Below are 26108 nucleotides of genomic sequence, written 5' to 3' on the forward strand. Positions count from 1 at the left end.
TTCAAATAGTTAGAAAGGAGAAGATTATGACTAATTTATTATTATCCTCAGTTAACCCAAATGATCCAAAGACTTGATCAACTAGTTTAATTGTTTTAGCAAGTTTAGTAGCTATTGTTGGTGTAATTTTGTTTGTTGTTACTATGATTTGATTTTTTACTTGAATTAAGTATTCTTGATTTCATCGTGAAAATAGTGCTAATTTAACTGGTGGCGAGTTATCTCAAAAATATTTAAAAAAATACGGTATTAATGCAAAAAGAATAAAATTTAAGGGATTTGGTAATGTTAATAGTATTACTGTTGAACCCAGATTTTTTTATTTAAGACCATATTTATTTAATAATGGTAATTTTACTTTAAGATTATTACCATGAACTTATCACCGTCGTTCTATTTATACTTTAGCAATGGCAATGGAAAGTACTTGAGCAGTAAGTAGTTCAAATAGTAGTCGTTTTAATACTTTTTGATGAGATTTTTCTCGTAAAATAACATTATTTTTTGTTTTAATTCCTTTTGCACTTGCTATTCTATTTGCTCTTTCACCTGCTAATTCTTGAATTACTTTATCAGTAGCGAGCGCCAATATACTCTCAATTGTTTTATCAATTATAGGTAGTATTTTATTGATTTTTTTTTCATCAATGCAAATGATTTTTTATGCTAAATCAAGAAAAGAAATTTGTCAAAATCTTGTTGGTGTTTTAAATGAAAAAGAAATACGTGCTATTAGTTGAATTTTCCAAATTAAGTTTATTTATTACTTGATTCGTATGATTTATGAAATATTACAACTTATTTTACGTATTGTGATGTACACACAGCAAAATGAGAAATAATAAAAATTTGTATCTAAATTATAGGTACAAATTTTAAATTTAAAATTATATTAAGTTTTATTGATAAAACATTATTTTCAAAACTTTTATAAAATATTCTATTTTAGTAAGTTTTAAAGTTTTGTTTTTTTAATTTTACATTTAATTACTAAACTAATATTTTTCATTTTCATTTATTATTGTATATTTAAAATTTAAAACTATCAAAATAAAATTTTAAATATACAATAAAATACACTTATTAATTTAATATATATATTTTAATTAGTAATTTTTTGTATATTTATTGCAAAAATATAAAAAAAGGTTTTAAATGTTAACTATGAGAGAGAAAAAAAGAATATTTTAAGTTAAGGAGAATACTGAATGCAAAGTAAGTCTGCTGTTAATATATATTCAGAAATTAATAAATTAAAAATAGTTTTATTACTTGCTAAAATTTTTATCAGAAATGGTATTGGAGTATTTTATATTAAAAAGTTTGTTGCAATGGGTATTATCCAAGATAAAAAAATGTTTTTACTTAATCAATCAAATTTTGAAAAAATGGAATTCTAAAAAAGAATATATTATTTCACTAGAAAATATTTAAAGCAACTTTCAGTTCAACAATTTATTAACAAAATAATTACTGGTGTTAATAAATTTTAGTTAAAAATTAAATATAATAATACATATCCATGTTTATGAAATTACTAATTCTGAATTGTCGTGTGGTCAGAGTGTTGTCCACATTGTATATCAATGTTAAATTAAATAAAGATATTAGGATCTGAAAGGAAGAAAACATATCGTGGCTATTAATTTAAAAGGCAGAAATTTTATTTGTTTATTAGACTTTACTCCAGAAGAAATTTATTACTTATTAGAATTAGCTGCTACTTTAAAAATTGCAAAACAAAAAGGAATAGAAAAGCAGCCATTAAAAGGTTATAGTGTTGCTTTATTATATCGAAAAGATTCATTACGAACAAGAAGCGCATTTGAAGTTGCTGCTTGTGATTTAGGAATGCATTCAACATATTTTGATCCAACTAGTAGTAAATTAGGAATTAAAGAATCAATTATTGATACTGCTAAATTTCTTGGTAGAATTTATAATGGTATTCAATTTCGTGGATATAAACAAACTGATGTTGAAGAATTAGCTGAAAATGCCGGTGTTCCAATATGAAATAGCTTAACTGACTTATATCATCCAACGCAAATGCTAGCTGATATCATGACAATTCAAGAGTGTAAAAAAAATAAAAATGTTAAAGGTATTAAATTTGTTTATTTTGGAGATGCTCGTTTTAATATGGCTAATAGTTATATGATTATTAGTGCAAAATTAGGAATGAATTTAGTAATCTGTACTAATAAAAATTTATGACCATATCCTCAACTATTAAAACAATGTCAAGAAATTGCTCAAGAAACTGGTGGTTCTATTATTTTAACAGAAGATTATAAAACAGCAAGTAAAGATGCTGACGTAGTTGCTACTGATGTTTGATCATCTGTATGTGAAGATAAAGTTTTATTAAAACAACGAATTAAAGAATTAATGCCATATCAAGTTAATAATGAAAAAATGAAAATTGCAAAATCAGATGTTATATTTTTACACTCTTTACCAAGTTTTCATGATGGTAATACACAAATTACTCAAGATATTGTTAAGCAATATGGTGGAACAGGTGAATTAGAAGTTACTGATGAAGTATTTCAATCTTCTGCATCAAAGGTATTTCAACAGTCAGAAAATTGTTTACATACTATTAAGGCTGTAATGTTAGCAACTTTGAAAGGATAATAGACTTACTGCATAACGTTTTTAAGTTTTAATGATAAATTATAAAATCCTGCAATTAAATTAAATCTTAAAAATATTCGTTTTCTGGCTTTTCTAAATTTATAACCAATAATCTTAAAACATTTTAAAAATGCAAAAACATGTTCAATTTTTCTACGAGTTTTATTAATAATCTTATTAAAGATTTTGGTTTTATTTGTTTTAGGATTATTTTTGCTAATTTTAATGGGTAAAAATGTATTAGCATGAATTTTTTGTAAACCTTGATAACCTTTATCTGCAAGAATTATAGTTTCTGGTAAAAACTTTAACTTTGAATTCTTAAAAGTTTTAAAATCATGATTTTTACCAATATCAGAAAAAATATTTAAAATTTCATTAGTATTTGCATTAATTACGGTTTGAAACTTAACAGTATGCATTCATTTTTTACCAGAAAATCAATCTTTTTGGTTATATTTTGGTCGTTCTGTTTCTACCTCTGTTACATCAATTATCAAAATTTTATTTTTTAATTCTTCTTTTTAAAAAAATATTTTTATTTGTTAAATTATTAAACTTATTATTCTTTATTAAAATATCTTCAATTGAACGAATATTTCGTAAAGCAGTAGTATCAACCATACCATACTCAGCACCAATACTATGATATGTACGATTTTCATATAAATATCTTAAACTCATTACTAGTCGATCTTCTATTGACATTTTATATGGCCTTCCACCAATAGTAGTTTTGAGTTTTTGATGTTCTAATAAAATATTTAAAATTTCGTTAAAAACGAGTTTATTAATACCCACTATTTTACGAAAATATTGATCAGATTTATCTTTTAATTCAAAATATGTCATAAAGTTTATCCTTAACTATTCAAATTTTATTTTAATAATAACAAAAAAATAAAAAGTTAACTAGTTATGCAGTAAGTCTAATATAGGAGATTATATTAAAAATGAAAAGAATTTTTAATTATCTTATTTAATAAACTTATTTGTATTAATTAGTTTTTTTACTTTTTATTTTAGAATATTAAATACTATTAATTGATTATTTAATAAAATATTAATGTTAGTTTTATGTTAAGATATTAATAATTAATTTCGGAATTTTACGTTTATTGGCAATAACTTATATACATTATTATTTCTGAAAACTATAATTAGATATTAGTAAAATAAAATCTAATTAAAGGTGATTGAAAATGAATATTTTAGACATAATAAATAAATTTCCAAACCAAGAATCTTGTATAAAATTTTTAGAAGAAATAAGATGAAATAACAAACCAAAATGTCTTTTTTGTTTTAGTGAAAAAGTTAACTCTGTTTTAAAAGAGTCGCGTTATAAATGCAAAAAATGTCATAAGTCTTTTAGTGTAACTGCTCAAACTATTTTTCATCATACACGTGTACCACTTCAAAAGTGATTTATTTTAATAGTGTTAATGGCTAATGCTAAAAAAAGTTTATCATCATCTCAAGCTTCAAGAGACTTAAATTTACGTTTAGCAACTGTATGAAAAATGATGCATAAAATTAGAAAGGCAATGGCTAATGATGAGATTAAATTATTAGCAAAAATATTAGAGATGGATGAAACATATGTGGGTGGAAAACCGCGTAAATATAATGATGTTGATAATAAAAATAACTCATTACGTGGTAGAGGAACTAGTAAAGAGTGTGTTGTTGGCATTATTGAACGAAATGGTAATGTTAAATTATTTCATGCAAAAAATAAAAGTATTAAATCTGAAAATTTAATGAAAATAGTTAAAGAAAATGTTGATATTAACAATTCTATTCTTTTTACTGATGAATATCGTGGATATTATAAAATGAATAAAATTTTACCACATGAACAAGTTAATCACAAAAAATATTTTTCTTATAATGGTATTCATACAAATACAATAGAAAGTTTTTGAGCAATATTAAAAAGAGGTTTTATCGGCCAATTTCATTGAGTTTCAAAAAAATGACTCCAATCTTATTTAAATGAATTTTGTTTTAAATATAATAACCGTAAAGAAAAAATCACATTTAAAAATATCATAATTAAATTATTTATTAAGAATTAAGTGTTAACCAATAAGCGTAAAATTCCGTAAAATTTTACCACATGAACAAGTTAATCACAAAAAATATTTTTCTTATAATGGTATTCATACAAATACAATAGAAAGTTTTTGAGCAATATTAAAAAGAGGTTTTATCGGCCAATTTCATTGAGTTTCAAAAAAATGACTCCAATCTTATTTAAATGAATTTTGTTTTAAATATAATAACCGTAAAGAAAAAATCACATTTAAAAATATCATAATTAAATTATTTATTAAGAATTAAGTGTTAACCAATAAGCGTAAAATTCCGATTAATTTTATTAACTCAAATTAGGAAAATAGGAGCAAATTATGATAAGACAAGAAGGAATATCAGAAGATAGTAGACAACAATTAATATATAATCATCAAGGATTAAATATATGAAAAAAAGTGGGCATTATTGGTAGTGTTTTTTTTGTTTAGTACAATATAGCAGGCATTGGTATAACATATTTATGTAATGAAAAAATTGTTAAAGCACTTGGTAATAATGAAAATTTATTTTCATTACCAATTCGAATGCTAATGGGTGCTGTTACTAGTTCATTATTAGTATTATTTATTATGGGGCCATTTGTATATAAAAAAATATTTCCTGAATGATATGAAAAGAGAGCAGAAGCAATGTATATAAATAAAACTATTAGTGAAATTGAAAATTTAAGAAATGATTTTGTAAATATAAATAATAACTGAAATGAAAATAGTACAGTTAGCTTAATGGAAATATTAACAAAATTGAACAATAAAAAAGAAGAATTACAAAATAAAGAAAAACCATTAATGTTTCAATGATAATTAGAGAGAATGGTAGATAACTTAATTATTGATGTTAATAATCAATTAATTAGATTTGATCTATTTCAATTAGAGTAATTAATGATATGTTGGATAATTGAGATAATAATTCAGAATTAAATGATAGTAGTCAATCTTTAATTTGTTATTAAAAATGCTATTCTTTTTTTAATTTAAAAGAATAGCATTAGTTAATTTATTTAAAAGTTTTCGGAATTTTACGCTTATTGGTTAACACTTAATTCTTAATAAATAATTTAATTATGATATTTTTAAATGTGATTTTTTCTTTACGGTTATTATATTTAAAACAAAATTCATTTAAATAAGATTGGAGTCATTTTTTTGAAACTCAATGAAATTGGCCGATAAAACCTCTTTTTAATATTGCTCAAAAACTTTCTATTGTATTTGTATGAATACCATTATAAGAAAAATATTTTTTGTGATTAACTTGTTTATGTGGTAAAATTTTATTCATTTTATAATATCCACGATATTCATCAGTAAAAAGAATAGAATTGTTAATATCAACATTTTCTTTAACTATTTTCATTAAATCTTCAGATTTAATACTTTTATTTTTTGCATGAAATAATTTAACATTACCATTTCGTTCAATAATGCCAACAACACACTCTTTACTAGTTTCTCTACCACGTAATGAGTTATTTTTATCGGAATTTTACGTTTATTGGCAATAACTTATATACATTATTATTTCTAAAAACTTTAATTAGATATTAGTAAAATAAAATCTAATTAAAGGTGATTGAAAATGAATATTTTAGACATAATAAATAAATTTCCAAACCAAGAATCTTGTATAAAATTTTTAGAAGAAATAAGATGAAATAACAAACCAAAATGTCTTTTTTGTTTTAGTGAAAAAGTTAACTCTGTTTTAAAAGAGTCACGTTATAAATACAAAAAATGTCATAAGTCTTTTAGTGTAACTGCTCAAACTATTTTTCATCATACACGTGTACTACTTCAAAAGTGATTTATTTTAATAGTATTAATGGCTAATGCTAAAAAAAGTTTATCATCATCTCAAGCTTCAAGAGACTTAAATTTACGTTTAGCAACTGTATGAAAAATGATGCATAAAATTAGAAAGGCAATGGCTAATGATGAGATTAAATTATTAGCAAAAATATTAGAGATGGATGAAACATATGTGGGTGGAAAACCGCGTAAATATAATGATGTTGATAATAAAAATAACTCATTACGTGGTAGAGGAACTAGTAAAGAGTGTGTTGTTGGCATTATTGAACGAAATGGTAATGTTAAATTATTTCATGCAAAAAATAAAAGTATTAAATCTGAAGATTTAATGAAAATAGTTAAAGAAAATGTTGATATTAACAATTCTATTCTTTTTACTGATGAATATCGTGGATATTATAAAATGAATAAAATTTTACCACATAAACAAGTTAATCACAAAAAATATTTTTCTTATAATGGTATTCATACAAATACAATAGAAAGTTTTTGAGCAATATTAAAAAGAGGTTTTATCGGCCAATTTCATTGAGTTTCAAAAAAATGACTCCAATCTTATTTAAATGAATTTTGTTTTAAATATAATAACCGTAAAGAAAAAATCACATTTAAAAATATCATAATTAAATTATTTATTAAGAATTAAGTGTTAACCAATAAGCGTAAAATTCCGATTTTTATTATCAACATCATTATATTTACGCGGTTTTCCACCCACATATGTTTCATCCATCTCTAATATTTTTGCTAATAATTTAATCTCATCATTAGCCATTGCCTTTCTAATTTTATGCATCATTTTTCATACAGTTGCTAAACGTAAATTTAAGTCTCTTGAAGCTTGAGATGATGATAAACTTTTTTTAGCATTAGCCATTAATACTATTAAAATAAATCACTTTTGAAGTAGTACACGTGTATGATGAAAAATAGTTTGAGCAGTTACACTAAAAGACTTATGACATTTTTTGCATTTATAACGTGACTCTTTTAAAACAGAGTTAACTTTTTCACTAAAACAAAAAAGACATTTTGGTTTGTTATTTCATCTTATTTCTTCTAAAAATTTTATACAAGATTCTTGGTTTGGAAATTTATTTATTATGTCTAAAATATTCATTTTCAATCACCTTTAATTAGATTTTATTTTACTAATATCTAATTAAAGTTTTTAGAAATAATAATGTATATAAGTTATTGCCAATAAACGTAAAATTCCGAAAGTTTTTATATGTTATATACTACTTTTTTTGCTAGTTTATTTTTTACTATTTGTGAGTTTTCAGAATTAAGAAACTCATATTTTTTTTCATCTTTTATTTCTTCTATTTCTTCAGGACTTTGTTCTTTAATGTTTATACTATTATCAATAGTAAAAGAACTTAAATTTTGTTGTGATTGGGTTGGTGTGTTATCATAATAAATATCAGAAAGTAGTGTTAATGTGTCTGCTTGTTGATCTTCAAATTCTAAAAGACTTGTATATATATTTTCAATTGGATCAGTTAATTTTATTTTTATTAAAACATTATTGTTATTTTTTAATGTTATTGTGCTTATTAACTCTTTTACTTTTAATAGTACTTGTTCTTGATTAAGTTGTAAACCATTTAATAATGGTATTGATTGTCCATATTTTTGTTTAGTTTTTGTTATTCGTTGCTCATAGATTTTCTTATATTTTTTCAAAAATATTATTGCTTCATTTTTTGTTTTAAAATAATATTTCGGACTTCTCTCCACAAGTACATGTGGAGAGAACAATGAAACTGAATGAGTTCAACAATGCTTTTCAAACTGAACAGCAATGTCTTGCATATATAGCAAATTTGAAAGAAAACAAATGTATTAGGTGTTCTAGTTTTAATTTGAATACTTCTGATTTAAAAAGAATAAGATGTTTGAAATGTAATCAAACATTTAGTATTCTCACGGGTACCATATTTTCAAGGTCATAAACATCTTTAAGATTATGATTTTACCTCATCTTTAGATGAATAAACACCAAACATGGAATTCCGTCAACTGATGTTTCAAAAGAATTGGGAGTGACCTTAAAAACAGCATGGAGAATGGGTCATAAAATTAGAACACGTATTGCAAAACAAGAACCTCAATTTATTGTTAAAGGCACAGTGCAAATTGATGAAATGTATCTTTCACATATGGCTTTTAAAAAACAAGGAAGATCCTTGAAAAATAAAACATTGATTGTTGGCATTTATGAAAAAACAACTAATAATTTAATTGTGAAAGTATTGAAAAATGCAAAGAGTACAAGTCTTTTGAATTTTGCAAGAAGCCACATTTCTTCAAAATGTCATGTATATACTGATGATTGAAAAGGATATTGCGATTTCAAATTGGTTTTCCCAAAACATAAAACAGTTAACCATCAAGATGGTTATGTTTCAAAAACTGGTGTAAATACCAATCAAATTGAATCAGTTTGAAAACATATAAGAAGAACATTTAAAACACATATCAAAGTTGCAAAACATTATGTTTATTTATATGCCAAAGAAGTTGCATATAAATTCAACAAGATACCTAGTTTTGAAATTGTAATGCTGTGTTTAATTTAATTCTGTATTTAATGTCATTAATTGCTTACGAAATTTTTCATAAAACATTGTTCAAAATAATCAACTTATAGTAATAATAAGTAGGCTAAGGAAACTAAAAATTGCTAATGTTTCCTTGTTAATATTAGTATTGCTATTTTGAATTAGAATATAATATAATAAAGAACAAATAATAGTAATAATAACACCACTTATAAAAAATAAATTAATAATTGGTAGAGTTAAATTACTTCATTTTTGAGAATTATTCTTTCACTTAATAACAAGTACACTACTTAAAGTTTGATATTTATTTCAAGTAGTAGTTTCATTAAAATCACGATTTTTTAACTTTAAAATATTTTTTTTAGTTTTTAAAATAATAATTAATCAAAAAATAAATTGGAATAATTGAAATATTAAAACCATCGTAATTAAAAATAAACTAATAAGAATAAAAATACTTGTTGTTTGATCTTGAGTAATCATATATTTTCACTATTTATTTTCTATAGCATTAATACCAGGTAAATCCTTACCTTCTAGATATTCTAATGAAGCACCTCCACCAGTTGAAATATGGCTAAATTTATTTTCATATCCAAATTTAACTGCTGCTGCTGCACTATCACCACCACCAATTAGTGTAAATGCACCTTTTAGTTGTGAAATAGTTTTACAAATATTTTTTGTTCCATTAACAAAGTTACTCATTTCAAAAACTCCTAATGGTCCATTTCAAAATACAGTTTTAGCATTAATTAAAGTATTTTCAAATAATTTAATTGTTTTTGGTCCAATATCCATTCCTTCATATCCATCGTCAATATTTTCATTAGTAGTAATTTTACTTTTGATATCCTTAAATTCCGGAGCAATTACAAAGTCAATAGGTAGTATTAATTTTTCTTTTCCTAATTCAATAATTTCTTTAGCAATATCAATTTTATCTTTTTCTAATAATGAATCACCAATTTTATAATTCAATGCTTTCATAAAAGTATAAGCCATACCACCACCAACAAGAACTTTATCAGCTTTTGTTAATAATTGTTTGATAACATCAATTTTATCTGATACTTTAGCACCACCAAGTACTGCTATAAAAGGATGTTCTGGATTAACGGTGATTTTATTAAGCATTGTTAATTCTTTTTCAATTAATAAACCAACACAACTATTTTTGATATTAGTAGCAATACCAACGTTAGATGCATGAGCACGGTGTGCAGTACCAAAAGCATCATTAACAAATACATAACCTAAATGTGCTCAATATTTACCTAATTCGGGATTATTAGTAGATTCTTTATTACCATTTAAATCTTCAAAACGAGTATTTTCTATTAAAAGTAATTCTTTGTTTTTAAGATTATTAATAGCTGTTTCAAGATTTGTACCACGAGTTTCATTAATGAATATTACATTTTCTTTTAAGATTTCACTTAGTCTTTTTGCAACAGGTGCTAAACTATTTTTTGCTTTATCTGCTTCAGATTTAATTCTTCCAAGATGTGATAACATGATTATTTTTGCATCTTGATTTTGTAAATACTTAATAGTTTCGATGCTTGCTTTTATTCTTGTATCATCGGTAATTTTATTATTTTCTAATGGTACATTGAAGTCAAAACGAACAATAACTTTTTTATTTTTAAAATCAAGATCCTTTAATGTTTTTTTATTCATATAATTTTCATCTCCTTTTTTCATATTATAATTTTAATATATTTTTAAAGCTATTAATAAAAATGCATCTTGTAATTGGTAAGATGCATTTTTGTAGTTTAATATTTTAATTAAACTATTTAAAAATTATTTTAGCTTTGCTAAGTGTATTACTGTTCTTACTAATTGTGATACATATGACATTTCATTATCATATCAAGCAAAAACTTTAACAATTTGTTTGTCTTCAACTTCAATAACTTTTGTTAATGTTGCATCAAAACTTGAACCAAAACTTGAACCAATAATATCAGTTGAAACAATTGGATCTTCATTATAAGCAAATGATTCGCTACTATGTTTTTTCATTGCTGCATTAACTTGTTCAACAGTAACATTTTTCTTTAACTCAATTGTTAAATCAACAATTGAACCAGTAATAATTGGAACACGCATTGCTGAACCATCTAGTTTTCCTTTAACAGAAGGGATAACTAAACCAATAGCTGCAGCAGCACCTGTAGCTGCAGGAACAATATTAGACATAGCACTACGTCCTCTTCTGAAATCTGAATGTTCTAAGTCTAGTAAACGTTGGTCATTAGTTGCAGCATGAACTGTTGTCATTCATCCTTTAATAATTCCAAATTCTGATTCTAGAGCATGAACAACAGGAGCAAGACAATTAGTAGTACATGAAGCACCAGAAATAATATTATCAGTACTTTTTAGAATATCATGGTTAACATTATAAACAATAGTTTTTAAGTCTCCTTTAGCAGGTGCTGAAATCACAACTTTTTTAGCTCCAGCATCAATATGTGCTTGTGCTAATTCTTTTGTTGTAAAACGTCCAGTTGCTTCAATTACGATATCAACAGCATTGGCTTTTCATGGTAATGCTTTTGGGTCTTTTTCTTGACAAACTTTAATTATTTTACCATCAACATTAATAGTGTTTTTTGATTTGTCTGCTTTGATTTTTCCGTGTTTTCAAGTTCTATGTGCTGAATCATATTGTAATAGATATGCTAGAGCTTCTACATTTCCTAAATCATTGATAGCAACAATATCAATTTCTTTTTTGTCAAATAACTGACGGAAGGCAAGGCGGCCAATACGTCCAAATCCATTAATTGCAATTTTAATTGCCATTATTAAGTCACTCCTTTTATGTGTTTGTTTTTTATATTGATTAATGACTAAGTATATTATAAACAAATATTGTTAATATTTCTCATAAAATATGGATTTATTTATAAAACATTTATTTTATTAATAAATTATCGCTTTTCTCCCTTTATGTACTATTTTTTAATTTTATCACATAAATGCTGAGAAAAGTGTATCTATGGACTTCTCCCCACATTTTTAAATTAAACACAGCATTACAATTTCAAAACTAGGTATCTTGTTGAATTTATATGCAACTTCTTTGGCATATAAATAAACATGATGTTTTGCAACTTTGATATGTGTTTTAAATGTTCTTCTTATATGTTTTCAAACTGATTCAATTTGATTGGTATTTACACCAGTTTTTGAAACAGTTAATCATCAAGATGGTTAACTGTTTTATGTTTTGGGAAAACCAATTTGAAATCGCAATATTCTTTTCAATCATCAGTATATACATGACATTTTGAAGAAATGTGGCTTCTTGCAAAATTCAAAAGACTTTTACTCTTTGCATTTTTTAATACTTTCACAATTAAATTATTAGTTGTTTTTTCATAAATGCCAACAATCAATGTTTTATTTTCAAGGATCTTCCTTGTTTTTTAAAAGCCATATGTGAAAGATACATTTCATCAATTTGCACTGTGCCTTCAACAATAAATTGAGGTTCTTGTTTTGCAATACGTGTTCTAATTTTATGACCCATTCTCCATGCTGTTTTTAAGGTCACTCCCAATTCTTTTGAAACATCAGTTGACGGAATTCCATGTTTGGTGTTTATTCATCTAAAGATGAGGTAAAATCATAATCTTAAAGATGTTTGTGACCTTGAAAATATGGTACCCGTGAGAATACTAAATGTTTGATTACATTTTAAACATCTTATTCTTTTTAAATCAGAAGTATTCAAATTAAAACTAGAACACCTAATACATTTGTTTTCTTTCAAATTTGCTATATATGCAAGACATTGCTGTTCAGTTTGAAAAGCATTGTTGAACTCATTCAGTTTCATTGTTCCCTCCACAAGTACTTGTGGGGAGAAGTCCGTAAATTATTTCCTTTATTTTAGTTATAATCTTCATTATTTTATTTTTTTATGAAAAGTACTATGTTTTATATTGGTATATATTCTATTTCATTATTAATATTGTCAATATTAATATTTTCAATTGTAGTTTGTGATTCTTCAACAGTTAATTCAATTGGTATAGTTAAAGTTTGAATACGTTCTAATAAGCGTTTAACTTTAATTTCTTCTGATTTACTATTTCTTAAATAATAATGTTGATATAGTTCACTAATACTATAGTTAGAATTAATAAATGTAGTTTTTAATGGTAAAATTCGTGCATTAAGAATACTAAATAATAATTCATCACGCTCTCAAGCACTAACAGTTTCACCACCTAAATCATCAATAAATAATAAGTCACATGATTTTAATTGCTCAATTTGTTGATTAGTATCAGTATCATTTTTGAAACTTTTTTTAATGTCCATAACAAATTCAGGTCATACAATAAAACAAACAGTTTGATTTTTTTGAATTAATTTATTTGCAAATAAGATAAAAATGAAAGTTTTACCACTGCCTGTGTCACCATATAAGTATAAACCTTGATAACTTTTGTGTTTTAAAGATTGATGTAAATACTGGATGATTTCTTTTCTTGCATTAGTTGACGCATTAAAATTTTTACTTCATGAAAGTGATAAAAGTTTATCATCATAGTATTTAATTAAAAAATTATTATGTACTTGTTGTTGAACAGATCTATTAATAGAATGAAGACAATCCGTTAGTACTAAGCTTATTTTTTGATTAGGTAACATTACTAGTTTATAACGATATCCTTTAACATTTTGTAGACATTTGCTAAGATTTTCTCGTTTTTTACATAAATTGTAGCTGTCAATATAAGTTTTTAATAAATCAACATATGGTTCTAGTTTGCTGTTGGTTAAGTTGCTTTTTTTAATAAAGTCATGAAGTTCAGCATTGTTAATGTTTTCTTTTAAGATAGTTGTCGCTTTAAGTTTCATGATAATCATTTCCTTACTTAATAATAGTGTTTTTTAATAATTAAATTAATGAGCATCAAATTCCTTTAAAATATTATTTATTTCTTCTTGAGTTAATGTTATATCTTTTTTATTAATATTATCAACCTTATATTTTTTAATTAATTTTTTATTGAAATTATTTGTTGTTGATTGTTCTGTAGTAGACCATAATGATTCTTGTTGAAATTGTTGCTGTGGATTTTTTTTGCTACGAGCATAAGCAAGTTTTAAATGAGATAAAGCATCATCAATACTATTAATTTGATTTTCTTGAAAGGTTTCAGCAATTTTAATAATATAGTTTGGTTCTAAACGTTTATTATTTTTAAATCAAACATATTCAATTAAGCAGTTAATTACAGCATTATTTAATTGAAAGTTATTAGTTAATATTTCTAATGTTGTTTTTAATTTATCAGTTGGTATTTTACCAGTTAAATTTTTTAAATATTCTTCAGGTAATTTTTGTTGCATTAAATTTAATGTGGTATTAATAAAGTCAGAATTATCTTTAGATATAACTGTATTACTATTAGAATTTAAATTAACTTTCATAGCGTTAATTTGATTTTTATTTTGAAATGAATAAATTGGTCTAGAAATTGATATTTGTTTTTGTGTAGCATAAATATTATTAAGTGCTGTTTTTAATTTTAAAGATTGAGGGATAGTATTTTCCTGTTGAGTAATATTAACATAATTTTCTGTAATTTCAATATCATTTTTTAAAAAATAAAATTTTTGTCTTTCATAATTTAAAGTCCCTAATTGTTTAAGAAGTTCTGAGTTTAAATGGATATTAGCAAAAAAATCATCAGCAGATAAGGGAGAACACAATTGATAAATGTAAGTAGATTTTAAAGAGTAGTAGTAAGTATTAATAAGGTTAACAGATTCAAGTTGTTGGAAAGCAACAAGTAATTGAGTGGAAGTTATCTTTAATAAAGATTTAATTCGTCCGTGATTGAAATCAAGATTAATACGTTTTGTTAATAACTTTTCTTGAACTAAAGTTAAATATAAATTTATTGCTTCAATACCAATTATTGGTTGATATAACATAAATAAAATTTGGTAATCTTCGTTATTAATATATTCCGATTGGTTCAACTTAAAAATATCAATATCATTTATTGTTCTGTTCATATTCATTCCCTAACTTTCTTTTTACTATCCATTTCTTTCATGGTATGATAATTATATGCACATAAAGAATATAAATAAAGTGAAATGATTAAAACACATACTTATCCACATTTATTCCACTATTATTTATTAAAAATATTCTTTATTAATATATTCTTTTGAGTTTTCCACAGTTAATATTTAATTTGACAGTGACTACAAAAGTAAGTTCCACGAAGGTTTATTTTTATTTTTTTGATAATAGTATGGCATTTAAAACAAGGCATTTTTGCTCTAGTATGAACTTGTAATTCTTGTTGATAGTAACCTGTTACACCAAGGCTTGAAGTATAGCTACTAATTGTTGATCCACCAAGTTTTATTGATTTATTAAGCACAAATTTTGCCTTATTAATAATTTCTTGCAATTGTTTAAGTGTTAAATTTTTAGTAATGCTTTGCGGATGAATACTAGCATAAAATAATACTTCATCTGCATAAATATTTCCTAAACCACTCATAACATTTTGTTCTAATAATGTTGCTTTAATACTTTGACTTTTATTTTTTCATTTATTTTTTAAATATTCAGTAGTAACATTATTATTAAAAGGTTCTGGACCAATATTAATATAAGGTTTTATTTTTTGATATTCATTTTTAGTTTGTAAATGAAAGGTTCCAAACTGTCTTGTGTCATGATATCGTAATTCGTATTTATTGTCTAATTCTAATATTAATAAGACATGTTTTCAATTTATTGATTGATCGTTTTGTTGAAAATAATATTTTCCTTCCATTCTTAAATGACTTAATAATACATAATCATCTAATATAAATATTAATAATTTACCAACTCTTTGAACATCATTTATTGTTTGTCCAATAATTTGTTTTGTGAATTGTTCAATACTTGGCGTTTTGATAATTTTATTTAAAAGAATTCTAACACCAATAATTTTATGATTAGTTAAAAGTGGTTGTAAAGTTTTGCGAACAGTTTCAACTTCGGGTAATTCTGGCATTTTAATTTTCCTTCCAATAAAATATATTAAACTAATTTATTTTAAATATTAATAAAAATTTTAAAAATTTATCGCTTTTCTCCCTTTATGTACTATTTTTTAATTTTATCACATAAATGCTGAGAAAAGCGTATCTACGGACTTCTCCCCATATTTTTAAATTAAACACAGCATTACAATTTCAAAACTAGGTATCTTGTTGAATTTATATGCAGCTTCTTTGGCATATAAATAAACATGATGTTTTGCAACTTTGATATGTGTTTTAAATGTTCTTCTTATATGTTTTCAAACTGATTCAATTTGATTGGTATTTACACCAGTTTTTGAAACATAACTATCTTGATGGTTAACTGTTTTATGTTTTGGGAAAACCAATTTGAAATCGCAATATCCTTTTCAATCATCAGTATATACATGACATTTTGAAGAAATGTGGCTTCTTGCAAAATTCAAAAGACTTGTACTCTTTGCATTTTTCAATACTTTCACAATTAAATTATTAGTTGTTTTTTCATAAATGCCAACAATCAATGCTTTATTTTTCAAGGATCTTCCTTGTTTTTTAAAGCCATATGTGAAAGATACATTTCATCAATTTGCACTGTGCCTTCAACAATAAATTGAGGTTCTTGTTTTGCAATACGTGTTCTAATTTTATGACCCATTCTCCATGCTGTTTTTAAGGTCACTCCCAATTCTTTTGAAACATCAGTTGATGGAATTCCATGTTTGGTGTTTATTCATCTAAAGATGAGGTAAAATCATGATCTTAAAGATGTTTGTGACTTTGAAAATATGGTACCCGTGAGAATACTAAATGTTTGATTACATTTCAAACATCTTATTCTTTTTAAATCAGAAGTATTCAAATTAAAACTAGAACACCTAATACATTTGTTTTCTTTAAAATTTTTCGGAATTTTATGCTTATTGGTTAACACTTAATTCTTAATAAATAATTTAATTATGATATTTTTAAATGTGATTTTTTCTTTACGGTTATTATATTTAAAACAAAATTCATTTAAATAAGATTGGAGTCATTTTTTTGAAACTCAATGAAATTGGCCGATAAAACCTCTTTTTAATATTGCTCAAAAACTTTCTATTGTATTTGTATGAATACCATTATAAGAAAAATATTTTTTGTGATTAACTTGTTCATGTGGTAAAATTTTATTCATTTTATAATATCCACGATATTCATCAGTAAAAAGAATAGAATTGTTAATATCAACATTTTCTTTAACTATTTTCATTAAATCTTCAGATTTAATACTTTTATTTTTTGCATGAAATAATTTAACATTACCATTTCGTTCAATAATGCCAACAACACACTCTTACTAGTTCCTCTACCACGTAATGAGTTATTTTTATTATCAACATCATTATATTTACGCGGTTTTCCACCCACATATGTTTCATCCATCTCTAATATTTTTGCTAATAATTTAATCTCATCATTAGCCATTGCCTTTCTAATTTTATGCATCATTTTTCATACAGTTGCTAAACGTAAATTTAAGTCTCTTGAAGCTTGAGATGATGATAAACTTTTTTTAGCATTAGCCATTAATACTATTAAAATAAATCACTTTTGAAGTGGTACACGTGTATGATGAAAAATAGTTTGAGCAGTTACACTAAAAGACTTATGACATTTTTTGCATTTATAACGCGACTCTTTTAAAGCAGAGTTAACTTTTTCACTAAAACAAAAAAGACATTTTGGTTTGTTATTTCATCTTATTTCTTCTAAAAATTTTATACAAGATTCTTGGTTTGGAAATTTATTTATTATGTCTAAAATATTCATTTTCAATCACCTTTAATTAGATTTTATTTTACTAATATCTAATTAAAGTTTTCAGAAATAATAATAGACTTACTGCATAACGTTTTTAAGTTTTAATGATAAATTATAAAATCCTGCAATTAAATTAAATCTTAAAAATATTCGTTTTCTGGCTTTTCTAAATTTATAACCAATAATCTTAAAACATTTTAAAAATGCAAAAACATGTTCAATTTTTCTACGAGTTTTATTAATAATCTTATTAAAGATTTTGGTTTTATTTGTTTTAGGATTATTTTTGCTAATTTTAATGGGTAAAAATGTATTAGCATGAATTTTTTGTAAACCTTGATAACCTTTATCTGCAAGAATTATAGTTTCTGGTAAAAACTTTAACTTTGAATTCTTAAAAGTTTTAAAATCATGATTTTTACCAATATCAGAAAAAATATTTAAAATTTCATTAGTATTTGCATTAATTACGGTTTGAAACTTAACAGTATGCATTCATTTTTTACCAGAAAATCAATCTTTTTGGTTATATTTTGGTCGTTCTGTTTCTACCTCTGTTACATCAATTATCAAAATTTTATTTTTTAATTCTTCTTTTTAAAAAAATATTTTTATTTGTTAAATTATTAAACTTATTATTCTTTATTAAAATATCTTCAATTGAACGAATATTTCGTAAAGCAGTAGTATCAACCATACCATACTCAGCACCAATACTATGATATGTACGATTTTCATATAAATATCTTAAACTCATTACTAGTCGATCTTCTATTGACATTTTATATGGCCTTCCACCAATAGTAGTTTTGAGTTTTTGATGTTCTAATAAAATATTTAAAATTTCGTTAAAAACGAGTTTATTAATACCCACTATTTTACGAAAATATTGATCAGATTTATCTTTTAATTCAAAATATGTCATAAAGTTTATCCTTAACTATTCAAATTTTATTTTAATAATAACAAAAAAATAAAAAGTTAACTAGTTATGCAGTAAGTCTAATGTATATAAGTTATTGCCAATAAACGTAAAATTCCGAAATTTTTTATATATGCAAGACATTGCTGTTCAGTTTGAAAAGCATTGTTGAACTCATTCAGTTTCATTGTTCCCTCCACAAGTACATGTGGGGAGAAGTCCGAAATTTATTTTAATTCAAATCAGTTATCACCAATACTAGTATTAACTAGTAAGGGAACTTTTAATTTAGTAACGTTAGACATAATTTTAGTAATTTTAGTAATAACATCATTAACTTTATTATCTTCAACTTCAAAAATTAATTCATCATGAATTTGTGCAATTAATATTGCATCAATATTTTGTTTTTTTATTTCTTCATAAATTTTATTCATTGCTAATTTTAAAATATCAGCAGCACTACCTTGAATTGGCATGTTCATTGCTATTCGTTTACCAAAATTTTGAATCACCTTATTTTTATTTGTAATTTCCATTACTTCTCTTCTACGATTAAAAATTGTTTGAACGTATCCATTTTTTTCACAAAAGTCAATTATATTATTAATATAATTTTTAATTTTTGGAAAAACCGAAAAATATTTATTAATAAATATTTTAGCATCTTCAACTTTAATTCCTATTTGTTGTGATAAACCAAAACTAGAAATGCCATAAACAATGCCAAAGTTAATAGCTTTTGCATTTTGTCTTTGTTCGTTATTAACTTCTGCTAAAGGTATATTTAATATTTTACTTGCAGTTTCACGATGAATATCATGGTTTTGTTGAAAAGCTTTAATTAAATTTTCATCTGCACTAATATGAGCTAATATTCTTAATTCAATTTGCGAATAATCGCAGGATAGTATTTTAGTATGTGGTTTACTTGGAATAAAGATTTTGCGAACTTCTCTTTGCTCTTTATCGCGAATACTAATGTTTTGCATATTAGGATCTAATGAAGATAATCTACCAGTACTGGTTTGCACTTGATTATAAATGCTATGAATTTTACCATCATCAAAAATATATTTTTGTAAACCAAGTAAGTAAGTGGAATATAATTTTTGTAATTTACGATATTCTAAAAGAATATTGATGATTGGATGTTGATTTTCTAAACTAATTAAAACTTCAAAAGCAGTACTACCTTTTTTGTAATTAGGTAATTTTAATTCTTTAAATAAGTATTCACTAATTTGTTTTGGTGAATTTGGATTTAAATTACTATTACTTTCTTTTTTAATTTGTAATTCTAAATCTTGGATTTTTAATAAAGTTTTATCGGTTAGTAATTTTAATTTTTTTTGATCAATATTAACACCGTTACGCTCCATATTTATTAATACAAAAGCAGCAGGTAGTTCAATCTCTTGATATAAACTTCAGTTATTGGTATCTTTTAATTTTTTTATAAGAATGAGATGAGAATCTGTTAAAAAATTTAATTTTTTTTCTAAGAAAATAGCTATTTCTTTTTCATCATTGGGAATATTTTTTTTAATACCTTTGCCATAGAAATCATCAGCGCTTAAATTATCTTTAACATTGACATTGAGTATAACAGCAATGTTTTCTGGTAATATTTTTTCGTTAGCATAAAGAAGGTAAGCAGCTAACATATGATCAAAAATAATATTATTTATTATCAGGTTTAAACGTAGTCCCGCGATAATAACTTTTTTTAAATCTCAAGTTATTTTTTGTAGTTTTTTATTTTGTAAGAAATGTTGAAAATTAGAACAATTAATTGCATTAATTTTATTAATATAAAATGTTCCTTTTTCGTTTTTAATACCAAAACCAATAATATTATGACGATTATAATTATCACCAAAAATTTCTAATCATAAGTAATTTGAATCACAATTTCATTCTTGACTTCACTGATTTATAATTTGAATGTGAGATGTACTATTTTTATTAATTTTAGGATTAGTGTCTTGTATTAATAAAGAGTTCATATTATATTGCTTGTAAAAATCTTGTAACTTTTCATTATTTAAATTTTCAATATTATAATTAAACGTTTCTAAATTACCAGTAATTGGTGTATTTAAATTAAGTTGCGCTAGTTGTTTACAAATAATACCATTATTAAAGTTAAGTTTAATTAACTTACTAACGTTTGGTTTTAATTGTTCTACATTTTCAATAATGTTTTCTAATGTATTATATTTTTTTAATAAACTAATGGCAGTTTTTTGACCAATCCCTTTAATGCCAGGTAAATTATCAGAACTATCACCCATTAATCCCTTTAGATCGGTAACTTGATATGGTAATAATTCATATTCTGATTGAAATGTAGAAATAGTAATAACCTTTAAATCACTCATCCCTTTTTGTGGATTAAGGATTTTAATATTATTATCTAATAGTTGTAATAAATCTTTATCACTACTCATAATATCAATTTGATAATTACTAGCAACTTTTTTTTTAACAATGCTGCCAATAATATCATCAGCTTCATAATTATTTATTTGTCCTCAAGGAATTTGTGCTAAGTCTAAAAATATTTTAACTAAATTAAATTGTTCAATTAATTCAACTGGAGTTTCACTTCGTTTTCCTTTATATGTTGCTAAAGTTTCATGACGAAATGTTTTACGACCAGCATCAAATGCAACAAAAACACTAGCATAGTTGTTAGATTTTAAGTACTTAGTCAACATTCTAATAAAAGCATAGACAGCATTAGTTGGAATACCTTGTAGCGAATGTAGATTAACTCCTTGGTATGCAGTAGCATAATATGCTTTAAATAGTAAATTGTTACCATCAATAATTAATGCTTTTTTCATTTATTCACCTAATTTCATAAAATTATTATAACAATAAGTAAGTATAACTTCATATAAAATTAAAAAATTACAACATAAAAAAAACAAGATTTTTTTCTTGCTATCGAACAATAATTAAGTTACAGATTTAATTGTGTAGAAAACATTATAAATATAAGGTTTTAGGGTTAATTTTAAGAGAATTATTATATTTATAGTGATTAGAGTTCTGTAACTTAATATTTATTATAACATTTAATTTTTAATTTTTAAATTCATTTTTTCTTTTTTATATATAAAAAAACAAGAGCTTTTCAGCTCTTGTCTACACAAGAATTATTGCTAAGGTAATATGTCATTTATAAAAAAAAAGGGGGGTTATTTATAAATAAAACTTAAGGTTATTGGGGTTATAGAGTTTAAATTAGGGGTTTTAGATTAATTTTAAATTTTTATATTTAAAAATATTATAATTGAATAATGTTTTGACATATTACCTTAATTTTAAAGGACCTAGGCTATCTAAATCCTTATAAGAATAATAACAAATAATATTTAAATTGCAAGGAAATTTGTTATTATTTTTAGAAATAATTTATATTTTCAGTTTTTTTAAAAAAATATATTCATACTCTATATAAGTTTTTTATTTTTTGATAAATATTTTTGGAAAAATTGCAATAATTTTGTTCTACTTATCTTAGAACCAGTTTATAATCTTTTTAATAAAATTGAAATAAAGGAAAGAACAACCATTTGTAAACTAGTATTTGGCATCAGTTACTTAAGTTTACCAATTAATATTTTCAATCTGTAATATAATTAAAAATAATTAATACAGAAGGAGAAATTATGAATTATAAAGTTTATTCAAAAGAAACAAAATTAGCCGTTGTTAATGAGTATTTAGTTGATAAAAAACTAAAAATACATGAAATTCAAGTCAAATATAAATTATCAACTCCAGTATTAATTTATAATTGGGTTAACCAATATCAAATTAAAGGTGAAAATGCATTCACCAAAATTTCTAAATCCCAAACTTCTCACAGGATCGATAAGAAAGATATTGAAATTAAACTATTAAACAAAGAAATTGATAAACTTAGAAAACAAGCTTTAAAAGATGAGGTTGAAAAAGAACTTTTAAAGGAGCAATTAGCCTGTGAAAAGAAATTAACAAGGGGAAAAAATAGTAAATTATTAAAATATAAGTGTTTTTTAATAGTAGAAAAATATAAGCAAAAAGGTCATCAATTAAATAAAATTATTGTTTACATAGCTATTAGCAAAACAGCATACTATTTATGAGTAAAAAAAGGTAAAAAGCAATATCAATCAAAAATTAATGATAATTTGATACAAGCAATAAACAAAATAGTTCTCATTAAAAATGAAAAAAAGTACATTAATATCACTAGTTTTGAAAAAGTAAGATTAGAGTTAAAAATAAAAAATAAAGGTCTTAAATGCAGTAAAACAAGCATAAAACAAATATTAAAAGATAATAATATTAAATTATTATTAGAACCTAAATCAACAAATAGAGTAGTAGAAAATAGTGATTTAAAAAATAATAAAGATTTATTAAAACGTAATTTTTCAAGTAATAACTTTCTTGAAAAAGTTGGTATGGATGGCACATGATTTAAAAATATAATTATTGGTGATAAAAAAACAAAATTATTAGTTGTTTTTGCTACTGATATGTACAGTAATTCAATTGTTGGCTGAAAAATAAACAAAAGTGAAAATGCCAAAACTGTGTTAAATGTGGTTAATCAAATAGAATTAGCGAGTGCTAAACAATGTAATTTTACGACTATTCAATCAGATTTAGGTTTTGCTAATACAAGCGAAATTGTTAGTAAAGTTTTTAATACAAGTACTAATCTAATTCACTCAAAAAGTCTATCAGGTTTTAAAGGTAATCAAGTTAGTGAATGTTTAAATCGTTGAATTAAAAGAGATTTTAAAATGATGTTTGGTAGCACTTTTGAAAGTATGGAAAGTTTTAATAAAATATTAGAAAAATTTGTTAGATATTGAAACAATGATAGAATAGTTATTAGATTGAAAATGCCTCCAAATCAATTTGTACAGATTTGAAGACAAGAAAGTAAACTTATCTAACCAATGCCCTATAAAATTAATACTATTTTCTGTTTTCTCTTATTTTAAGATTAACATTCATGTTATTATTACTAAGTAATTAAAAAATATTAATGAGGTATAAGATGAGTATTGTCACAATTGAGAATTTAACACACGCTAATGGTGGAAAAGTTTTATATAAAAACACCACTTTACAAATTAATAAAGGTGAACATGTGGCATTAATTGGTATGAATGGTGTTGGTAAAACAACATTATTAAATATTATTAATGGAACAGTATCTGCAGATCATATTAATTTAAATATTCATACTAAAATTAAAATTGGGTATTTGGAACAACATCAAGAGGTTAATCTAGAATTAACAGTTTTACAATATTTGCGTGAAAGTTATCAAAAACTTTTTGAACGTGAACAACAAATGGAAAATTTATATGCAGAAATGGCTAATAATTATAGTGAAGAATTATTAACAAAAGCAATGAAAATTCAAGATGAATTGACACACCAAGGATTTGATACTATTAGTAAAAAAATTGGTCGTTTAGTTGATGGATTAGGTATTAATTTACAACTTTTAGAACAAACTTTAGGTAGTTTAAGTGGTGGTCAAAGAGCAAAAGTATTATTAGCAAAATTATTATTAAATGAAGATGATTTTTTATTACTTGATGAGCCAACTAATTTTTTGGATATTGAACAAATTAATTGATTAGCTAAGTTTTTACAAAATTACCCTAGTGCATTTTTATTAGTGTCACATGATCGTAATTTTATTAATACAACATGTAATATTATTTTCGATATTGATAATTATATGATTACTCGTTATGTTGGTAATTTTGAAAGTTTTTTAGAACAAAAAAGTTTACATCATCGCCAATATGAATCAGCATATTCAAATCAAAAGAAATTAATTGAAAAATTAGAAACTTATATTAGTAAAAATGCAGCACGTGCTTCAACTGCTAAAAGTGCTGAATCAAGAAGAAAGCAATTGTCTAAAATTAATGTTTTAGAAAAACAACAAATTCAGACTCCGCCAAATTTTTATTTTAAGTATTATAAAACAACAAGTTCAATTGCTGTCCAAGCTAAAAACCTTGAAATAGGTTATCATAAACCATTAATTAAGTCACTTACTTTTGTTATTAAAACTGGTAGTAAGTGAGTTGTTAAAGGATATAATGGAATTGGTAAAACTACTTTTTTGCAAACGTTAGCTGGTAATATTCCAGCACTTGCTGGAAATATTAATTTAGATGATCGAATGCAAGTAGCGTATTTTCATCAAACTGAAGTAATGACTAGTACTACTCCATTTAATTATTTAAAAGAGTTAGATATTAAATTAAATGATGTTGAGATTAGAAGAATTTTAGCAAGTTTTGGTTTGCGTAGTAATTTAGTAATGAAACCAATGAACTTACTTTCTGGTGGCGAACAAACTAAGGTTAGATTAGCAGCATTTGCATTAAAACCTTACAACTTATTAATTTTAGATGAACCAACTAATCATATTGATGTTTTGGCTAAAGAGTCTTTATTAAAAGCATTGCAACAATTTGAAGGTACTGTATTATTGACAACTCATGATACTAATTTTAATAATAGTTGAGTTGATGGCGTTTTAGATTTTGAAAAATTAACAAATTAGTGAAATTAAAATAGTTATTTTTAATATTTAATTTCATTATACATTTAAACAAATAAAAAAATACTTATAACTAACATTTAGTTATAAGTATTTTTTTATTTGTTTAAATTACCCTTTACGATTACGGTCGTCACGGTCTCGTCTGCTAAATCCACCACTGTTTCCTCAACTAGAATCACCACGGTCAGAACGTGGTCTAAAGTTTCCACGATCAGAAGAATTTCTATCCCCTTGTGTTCTTGCTCCACGTTCAGCAAAACGTTTTTCACGTTCTTCTGTGATTTTTACAAGTGTTGTTAAACTTGCATTAATAGTAATTACTGTTTCTTTTAAAACTTTAATTTCTTCTAATAATGCTTCGATTGTTTGATTGTTTTCCATTAACAATGCCTCTTCTTTCTGGCGCCTAATTGATAAATCTGATAATAATATCTGATATAATGAGATTAATAAGCACTTAATTAAGTATAGCATTAAAATTAAAATTGTATAGTATATAGTCATATATTTTATACTTAAAAATAATTATTATTATGATAACTATTTTTTTCGGAATTTTACGCTTATTGGTTAACACTTAATTCTTA

31 protein-coding genes are annotated in these 26108 nt (G+C 24.1%); 10 read left to right on the top strand and 21 right to left on the bottom strand.

Annotation, left to right across the window (positions count from 1 at the left end; genetic code table 4):
• Positions 1-26: 26 nt before the first annotated feature.
• The 3 genes from AAHM85_RS05810 to argF all read left to right on the top strand — a co-directional run bounded on the left by AAHM85_RS05810 (position 27) and on the right by argF (position 2640).
• Positions 27-842 carry a hypothetical protein gene (locus tag AAHM85_RS05810; protein ID WP_342261351.1) on the top strand — a complete coding sequence of 272 codons (816 nt, stop codon included), beginning with the start codon at positions 27-29 and terminating at the stop codon, positions 840-842.
• Positions 843-1208: 366 nt separating this feature from the next.
• Positions 1209-1400, top strand: a complete 192-nt coding sequence (locus AAHM85_RS05815; protein ID WP_342261352.1) for a hypothetical protein — start codon at positions 1209-1211, stop codon at positions 1398-1400.
• 235 nt (positions 1401-1635) lie between these two features.
• A complete protein-coding gene (argF, locus tag AAHM85_RS05820) occupies positions 1636-2640 on the top strand; it encodes an ornithine carbamoyltransferase (RefSeq protein WP_342261353.1) in 1005 nt (334 codons plus the stop codon).
• Positions 2641-2645: 5 nt separating this feature from the next.
• Here the strand turns inward: argF and AAHM85_RS05825 are convergent, their stop codons facing one another.
• Positions 2646-3140 (bottom strand): transposase family protein, encoded by a 495-nt coding sequence (locus tag AAHM85_RS05825; protein ID WP_342260487.1) that lies wholly within the window; start codon positions 3138-3140, stop codon positions 2646-2648.
• A 4-nt stretch (positions 3141-3144) separates the two neighbouring features.
• Complete coding sequence (locus AAHM85_RS05830) at positions 3145-3492, bottom strand: transposase family protein (protein ID WP_342260488.1); 348 nt, start codon at positions 3490-3492, stop codon at positions 3145-3147.
• A 350-nt stretch (positions 3493-3842) separates the two neighbouring features.
• Here AAHM85_RS05830 and AAHM85_RS05835 point away from each other — a divergent pair, with 350 nt between their 5' ends.
• Together AAHM85_RS05835 and AAHM85_RS05840 are read left to right on the top strand one after the other, a co-directional pair.
• On the top strand, positions 3843-4721 hold the full coding sequence (locus AAHM85_RS05835; RefSeq protein WP_342261211.1) for an IS1595 family transposase: 879 nt from the start codon (positions 3843-3845) through the stop codon (positions 4719-4721).
• Positions 4722-5309: 588 nt separating this feature from the next.
• The gene (locus AAHM85_RS05840) at positions 5310-5543 is read left to right on the top strand and encodes a hypothetical protein (protein WP_342261354.1); all 234 of its coding nucleotides are present in this window, start codon (positions 5310-5312) and stop codon (positions 5541-5543) included.
• A 238-nt stretch (positions 5544-5781) separates the two neighbouring features.
• Here AAHM85_RS05840 and AAHM85_RS05845 read toward each other — a convergent pair whose 3' ends face one another.
• Positions 5782-6207, bottom strand: coding sequence for an IS1595 family transposase (locus tag AAHM85_RS05845; RefSeq protein WP_342261699.1), 426 nt, complete (start codon positions 6205-6207; stop codon positions 5782-5784).
• A gap of 114 nt (positions 6208-6321) precedes the next feature.
• Between AAHM85_RS05845 and AAHM85_RS05850 the strand changes: the two genes are divergently transcribed.
• Positions 6322-7200 (top strand): IS1595 family transposase, encoded by an 879-nt coding sequence (locus AAHM85_RS05850; protein WP_342261355.1) that lies wholly within the window; start codon positions 6322-6324, stop codon positions 7198-7200.
• Positions 7201-7203: 3 nt separating this feature from the next.
• Here the strand turns inward: AAHM85_RS05850 and AAHM85_RS05855 are convergent, their stop codons facing one another.
• Together AAHM85_RS05855 and AAHM85_RS05860 are read right to left on the bottom strand one after the other, a co-directional pair.
• Positions 7204-7674 (bottom strand): IS1595 family transposase, encoded by a 471-nt coding sequence (locus AAHM85_RS05855; RefSeq protein WP_342261356.1) that lies wholly within the window; start codon positions 7672-7674, stop codon positions 7204-7206.
• A gap of 107 nt (positions 7675-7781) precedes the next feature.
• On the bottom strand, positions 7782-8243 hold the full coding sequence (locus tag AAHM85_RS05860; RefSeq protein ID WP_342261357.1) for a hypothetical protein: 462 nt from the start codon (positions 8241-8243) through the stop codon (positions 7782-7784).
• 62 nt (positions 8244-8305) lie between these two features.
• On the opposite strand from AAHM85_RS05860, the gene AAHM85_RS05865 reads away from it, so the two are divergent.
• Complete coding sequence (locus tag AAHM85_RS05865) at positions 8306-8512, top strand: hypothetical protein (protein WP_342261358.1); 207 nt, start codon at positions 8306-8308, stop codon at positions 8510-8512.
• A 39-nt stretch (positions 8513-8551) separates the two neighbouring features.
• Complete coding sequence (locus AAHM85_RS05870; protein ID WP_342261700.1) at positions 8552-9139, top strand: IS1595 family transposase; 588 nt, start codon at positions 8552-8554, stop codon at positions 9137-9139.
• Here the strand turns inward: AAHM85_RS05870 and AAHM85_RS05875 are convergent.
• The 15 genes from AAHM85_RS05875 to polA all read right to left on the bottom strand — a co-directional run bounded on the left by AAHM85_RS05875 (position 9131) and on the right by polA (position 21769).
• Positions 9131-9607: a hypothetical protein gene (locus AAHM85_RS05875; RefSeq protein ID WP_342261359.1), complete on the bottom strand. Its 477-nt coding sequence runs from the start codon at positions 9605-9607 to the stop codon at positions 9131-9133. The two genes, AAHM85_RS05870 and AAHM85_RS05875, sit on opposite strands and share 9 nt — an antisense overlap.
• Positions 9608-9616: 9 nt before the next feature.
• On the bottom strand, positions 9617-10807 hold the full coding sequence (locus tag AAHM85_RS05880) for a phosphoglycerate kinase (RefSeq protein WP_342261360.1): 1191 nt from the start codon (positions 10805-10807) through the stop codon (positions 9617-9619).
• Positions 10808-10933: 126 nt separating this feature from the next.
• Positions 10934-11941, bottom strand: a complete 1008-nt coding sequence (gene gap / locus AAHM85_RS05885) for a type I glyceraldehyde-3-phosphate dehydrogenase (RefSeq protein ID WP_342261361.1) — start codon at positions 11939-11941, stop codon at positions 10934-10936.
• A 395-nt stretch (positions 11942-12336) separates the two neighbouring features.
• Positions 12337-12537, bottom strand: coding sequence for a transposase (locus AAHM85_RS05890; RefSeq protein ID WP_342261362.1), 201 nt, complete (start codon positions 12535-12537; stop codon positions 12337-12339).
• Entirely contained in the window at positions 12498-12992 is a 495-nt protein-coding gene (locus tag AAHM85_RS05895) for a hypothetical protein (protein ID WP_342261363.1), read from the bottom strand. The genes AAHM85_RS05890 and AAHM85_RS05895 overlap by 40 nt, the downstream gene beginning before the upstream one ends.
• A gap of 89 nt (positions 12993-13081) precedes the next feature.
• Positions 13082-14011: an ATP-binding protein gene (locus tag AAHM85_RS05900; RefSeq protein ID WP_342261364.1), complete on the bottom strand. Its 930-nt coding sequence runs from the start codon at positions 14009-14011 to the stop codon at positions 13082-13084.
• Between the two features lie 45 nt (positions 14012-14056).
• On the bottom strand, positions 14057-15178 hold the full coding sequence (locus AAHM85_RS05905) for a DnaD domain protein (RefSeq protein ID WP_342261365.1): 1122 nt from the start codon (positions 15176-15178) through the stop codon (positions 14057-14059).
• Positions 15179-15351: 173 nt separating this feature from the next.
• A complete protein-coding gene (gene mutM, locus AAHM85_RS05910) occupies positions 15352-16182 on the bottom strand; it encodes a DNA-formamidopyrimidine glycosylase (RefSeq protein ID WP_342261366.1) in 831 nt (276 codons plus the stop codon).
• A 156-nt stretch (positions 16183-16338) separates the two neighbouring features.
• Positions 16339-16731, bottom strand: a complete 393-nt coding sequence (locus AAHM85_RS05915; RefSeq protein ID WP_342261367.1) for a transposase — start codon at positions 16729-16731, stop codon at positions 16339-16341.
• Positions 16677-17126, bottom strand: coding sequence for a hypothetical protein (locus tag AAHM85_RS05920; protein ID WP_342261368.1), 450 nt, complete (start codon positions 17124-17126; stop codon positions 16677-16679). The genes AAHM85_RS05915 and AAHM85_RS05920 overlap by 55 nt, the downstream gene beginning before the upstream one ends.
• Positions 17127-17513 carry an IS1595 family transposase gene (locus AAHM85_RS05925; RefSeq protein ID WP_342261701.1) on the bottom strand — a complete coding sequence of 129 codons (387 nt, stop codon included), beginning with the start codon at positions 17511-17513 and terminating at the stop codon, positions 17127-17129.
• Positions 17444-18004 (bottom strand): IS1595 family transposase, encoded by a 561-nt coding sequence (locus AAHM85_RS05930; protein WP_342261369.1) that lies wholly within the window; start codon positions 18002-18004, stop codon positions 17444-17446. The genes AAHM85_RS05925 and AAHM85_RS05930 overlap by 70 nt, the downstream gene beginning before the upstream one ends.
• 69 nt (positions 18005-18073) lie before the next feature.
• Positions 18074-18568: a transposase family protein gene (locus tag AAHM85_RS05935; RefSeq protein WP_342260487.1), complete on the bottom strand. Its 495-nt coding sequence runs from the start codon at positions 18566-18568 to the stop codon at positions 18074-18076.
• Between the two features lie 4 nt (positions 18569-18572).
• Positions 18573-18920: a transposase family protein gene (locus tag AAHM85_RS05940; protein ID WP_342260488.1), complete on the bottom strand. Its 348-nt coding sequence runs from the start codon at positions 18918-18920 to the stop codon at positions 18573-18575.
• Positions 18921-19144: 224 nt separating this feature from the next.
• Complete coding sequence (polA, locus tag AAHM85_RS05945) at positions 19145-21769, bottom strand: DNA polymerase I (protein WP_342261370.1); 2625 nt, start codon at positions 21767-21769, stop codon at positions 19145-19147.
• A gap of 831 nt (positions 21770-22600) precedes the next feature.
• Here polA and AAHM85_RS05950 point away from each other — a divergent pair.
• Complete coding sequence (locus tag AAHM85_RS05950) at positions 22601-23881, top strand: IS3 family transposase (protein WP_342260726.1); 1281 nt, start codon at positions 22601-22603, stop codon at positions 23879-23881.
• A gap of 104 nt (positions 23882-23985) precedes the next feature.
• Positions 23986-25521 (top strand): ABC-F family ATP-binding cassette domain-containing protein, encoded by a 1536-nt coding sequence (locus AAHM85_RS05955; protein WP_342261371.1) that lies wholly within the window; start codon positions 23986-23988, stop codon positions 25519-25521.
• A gap of 108 nt (positions 25522-25629) precedes the next feature.
• Here the strand turns inward: AAHM85_RS05955 and AAHM85_RS05960 are convergent, their stop codons facing one another.
• Positions 25630-25902: a hypothetical protein gene (locus AAHM85_RS05960; RefSeq protein ID WP_174480642.1), complete on the bottom strand. Its 273-nt coding sequence runs from the start codon at positions 25900-25902 to the stop codon at positions 25630-25632.
• Positions 25903-26108: the final 206 nt, after the last annotated feature.

The sequence above is a fragment of the Spiroplasma endosymbiont of Notiophilus biguttatus genome (assembly GCF_964030985.1).
In the GTDB taxonomy this organism is placed as follows: domain Bacteria; phylum Bacillota_I; class Bacilli_A; order Mycoplasmatales; family VBWQ01; genus Spiroplasma_E; species Spiroplasma_E ixodetis_A.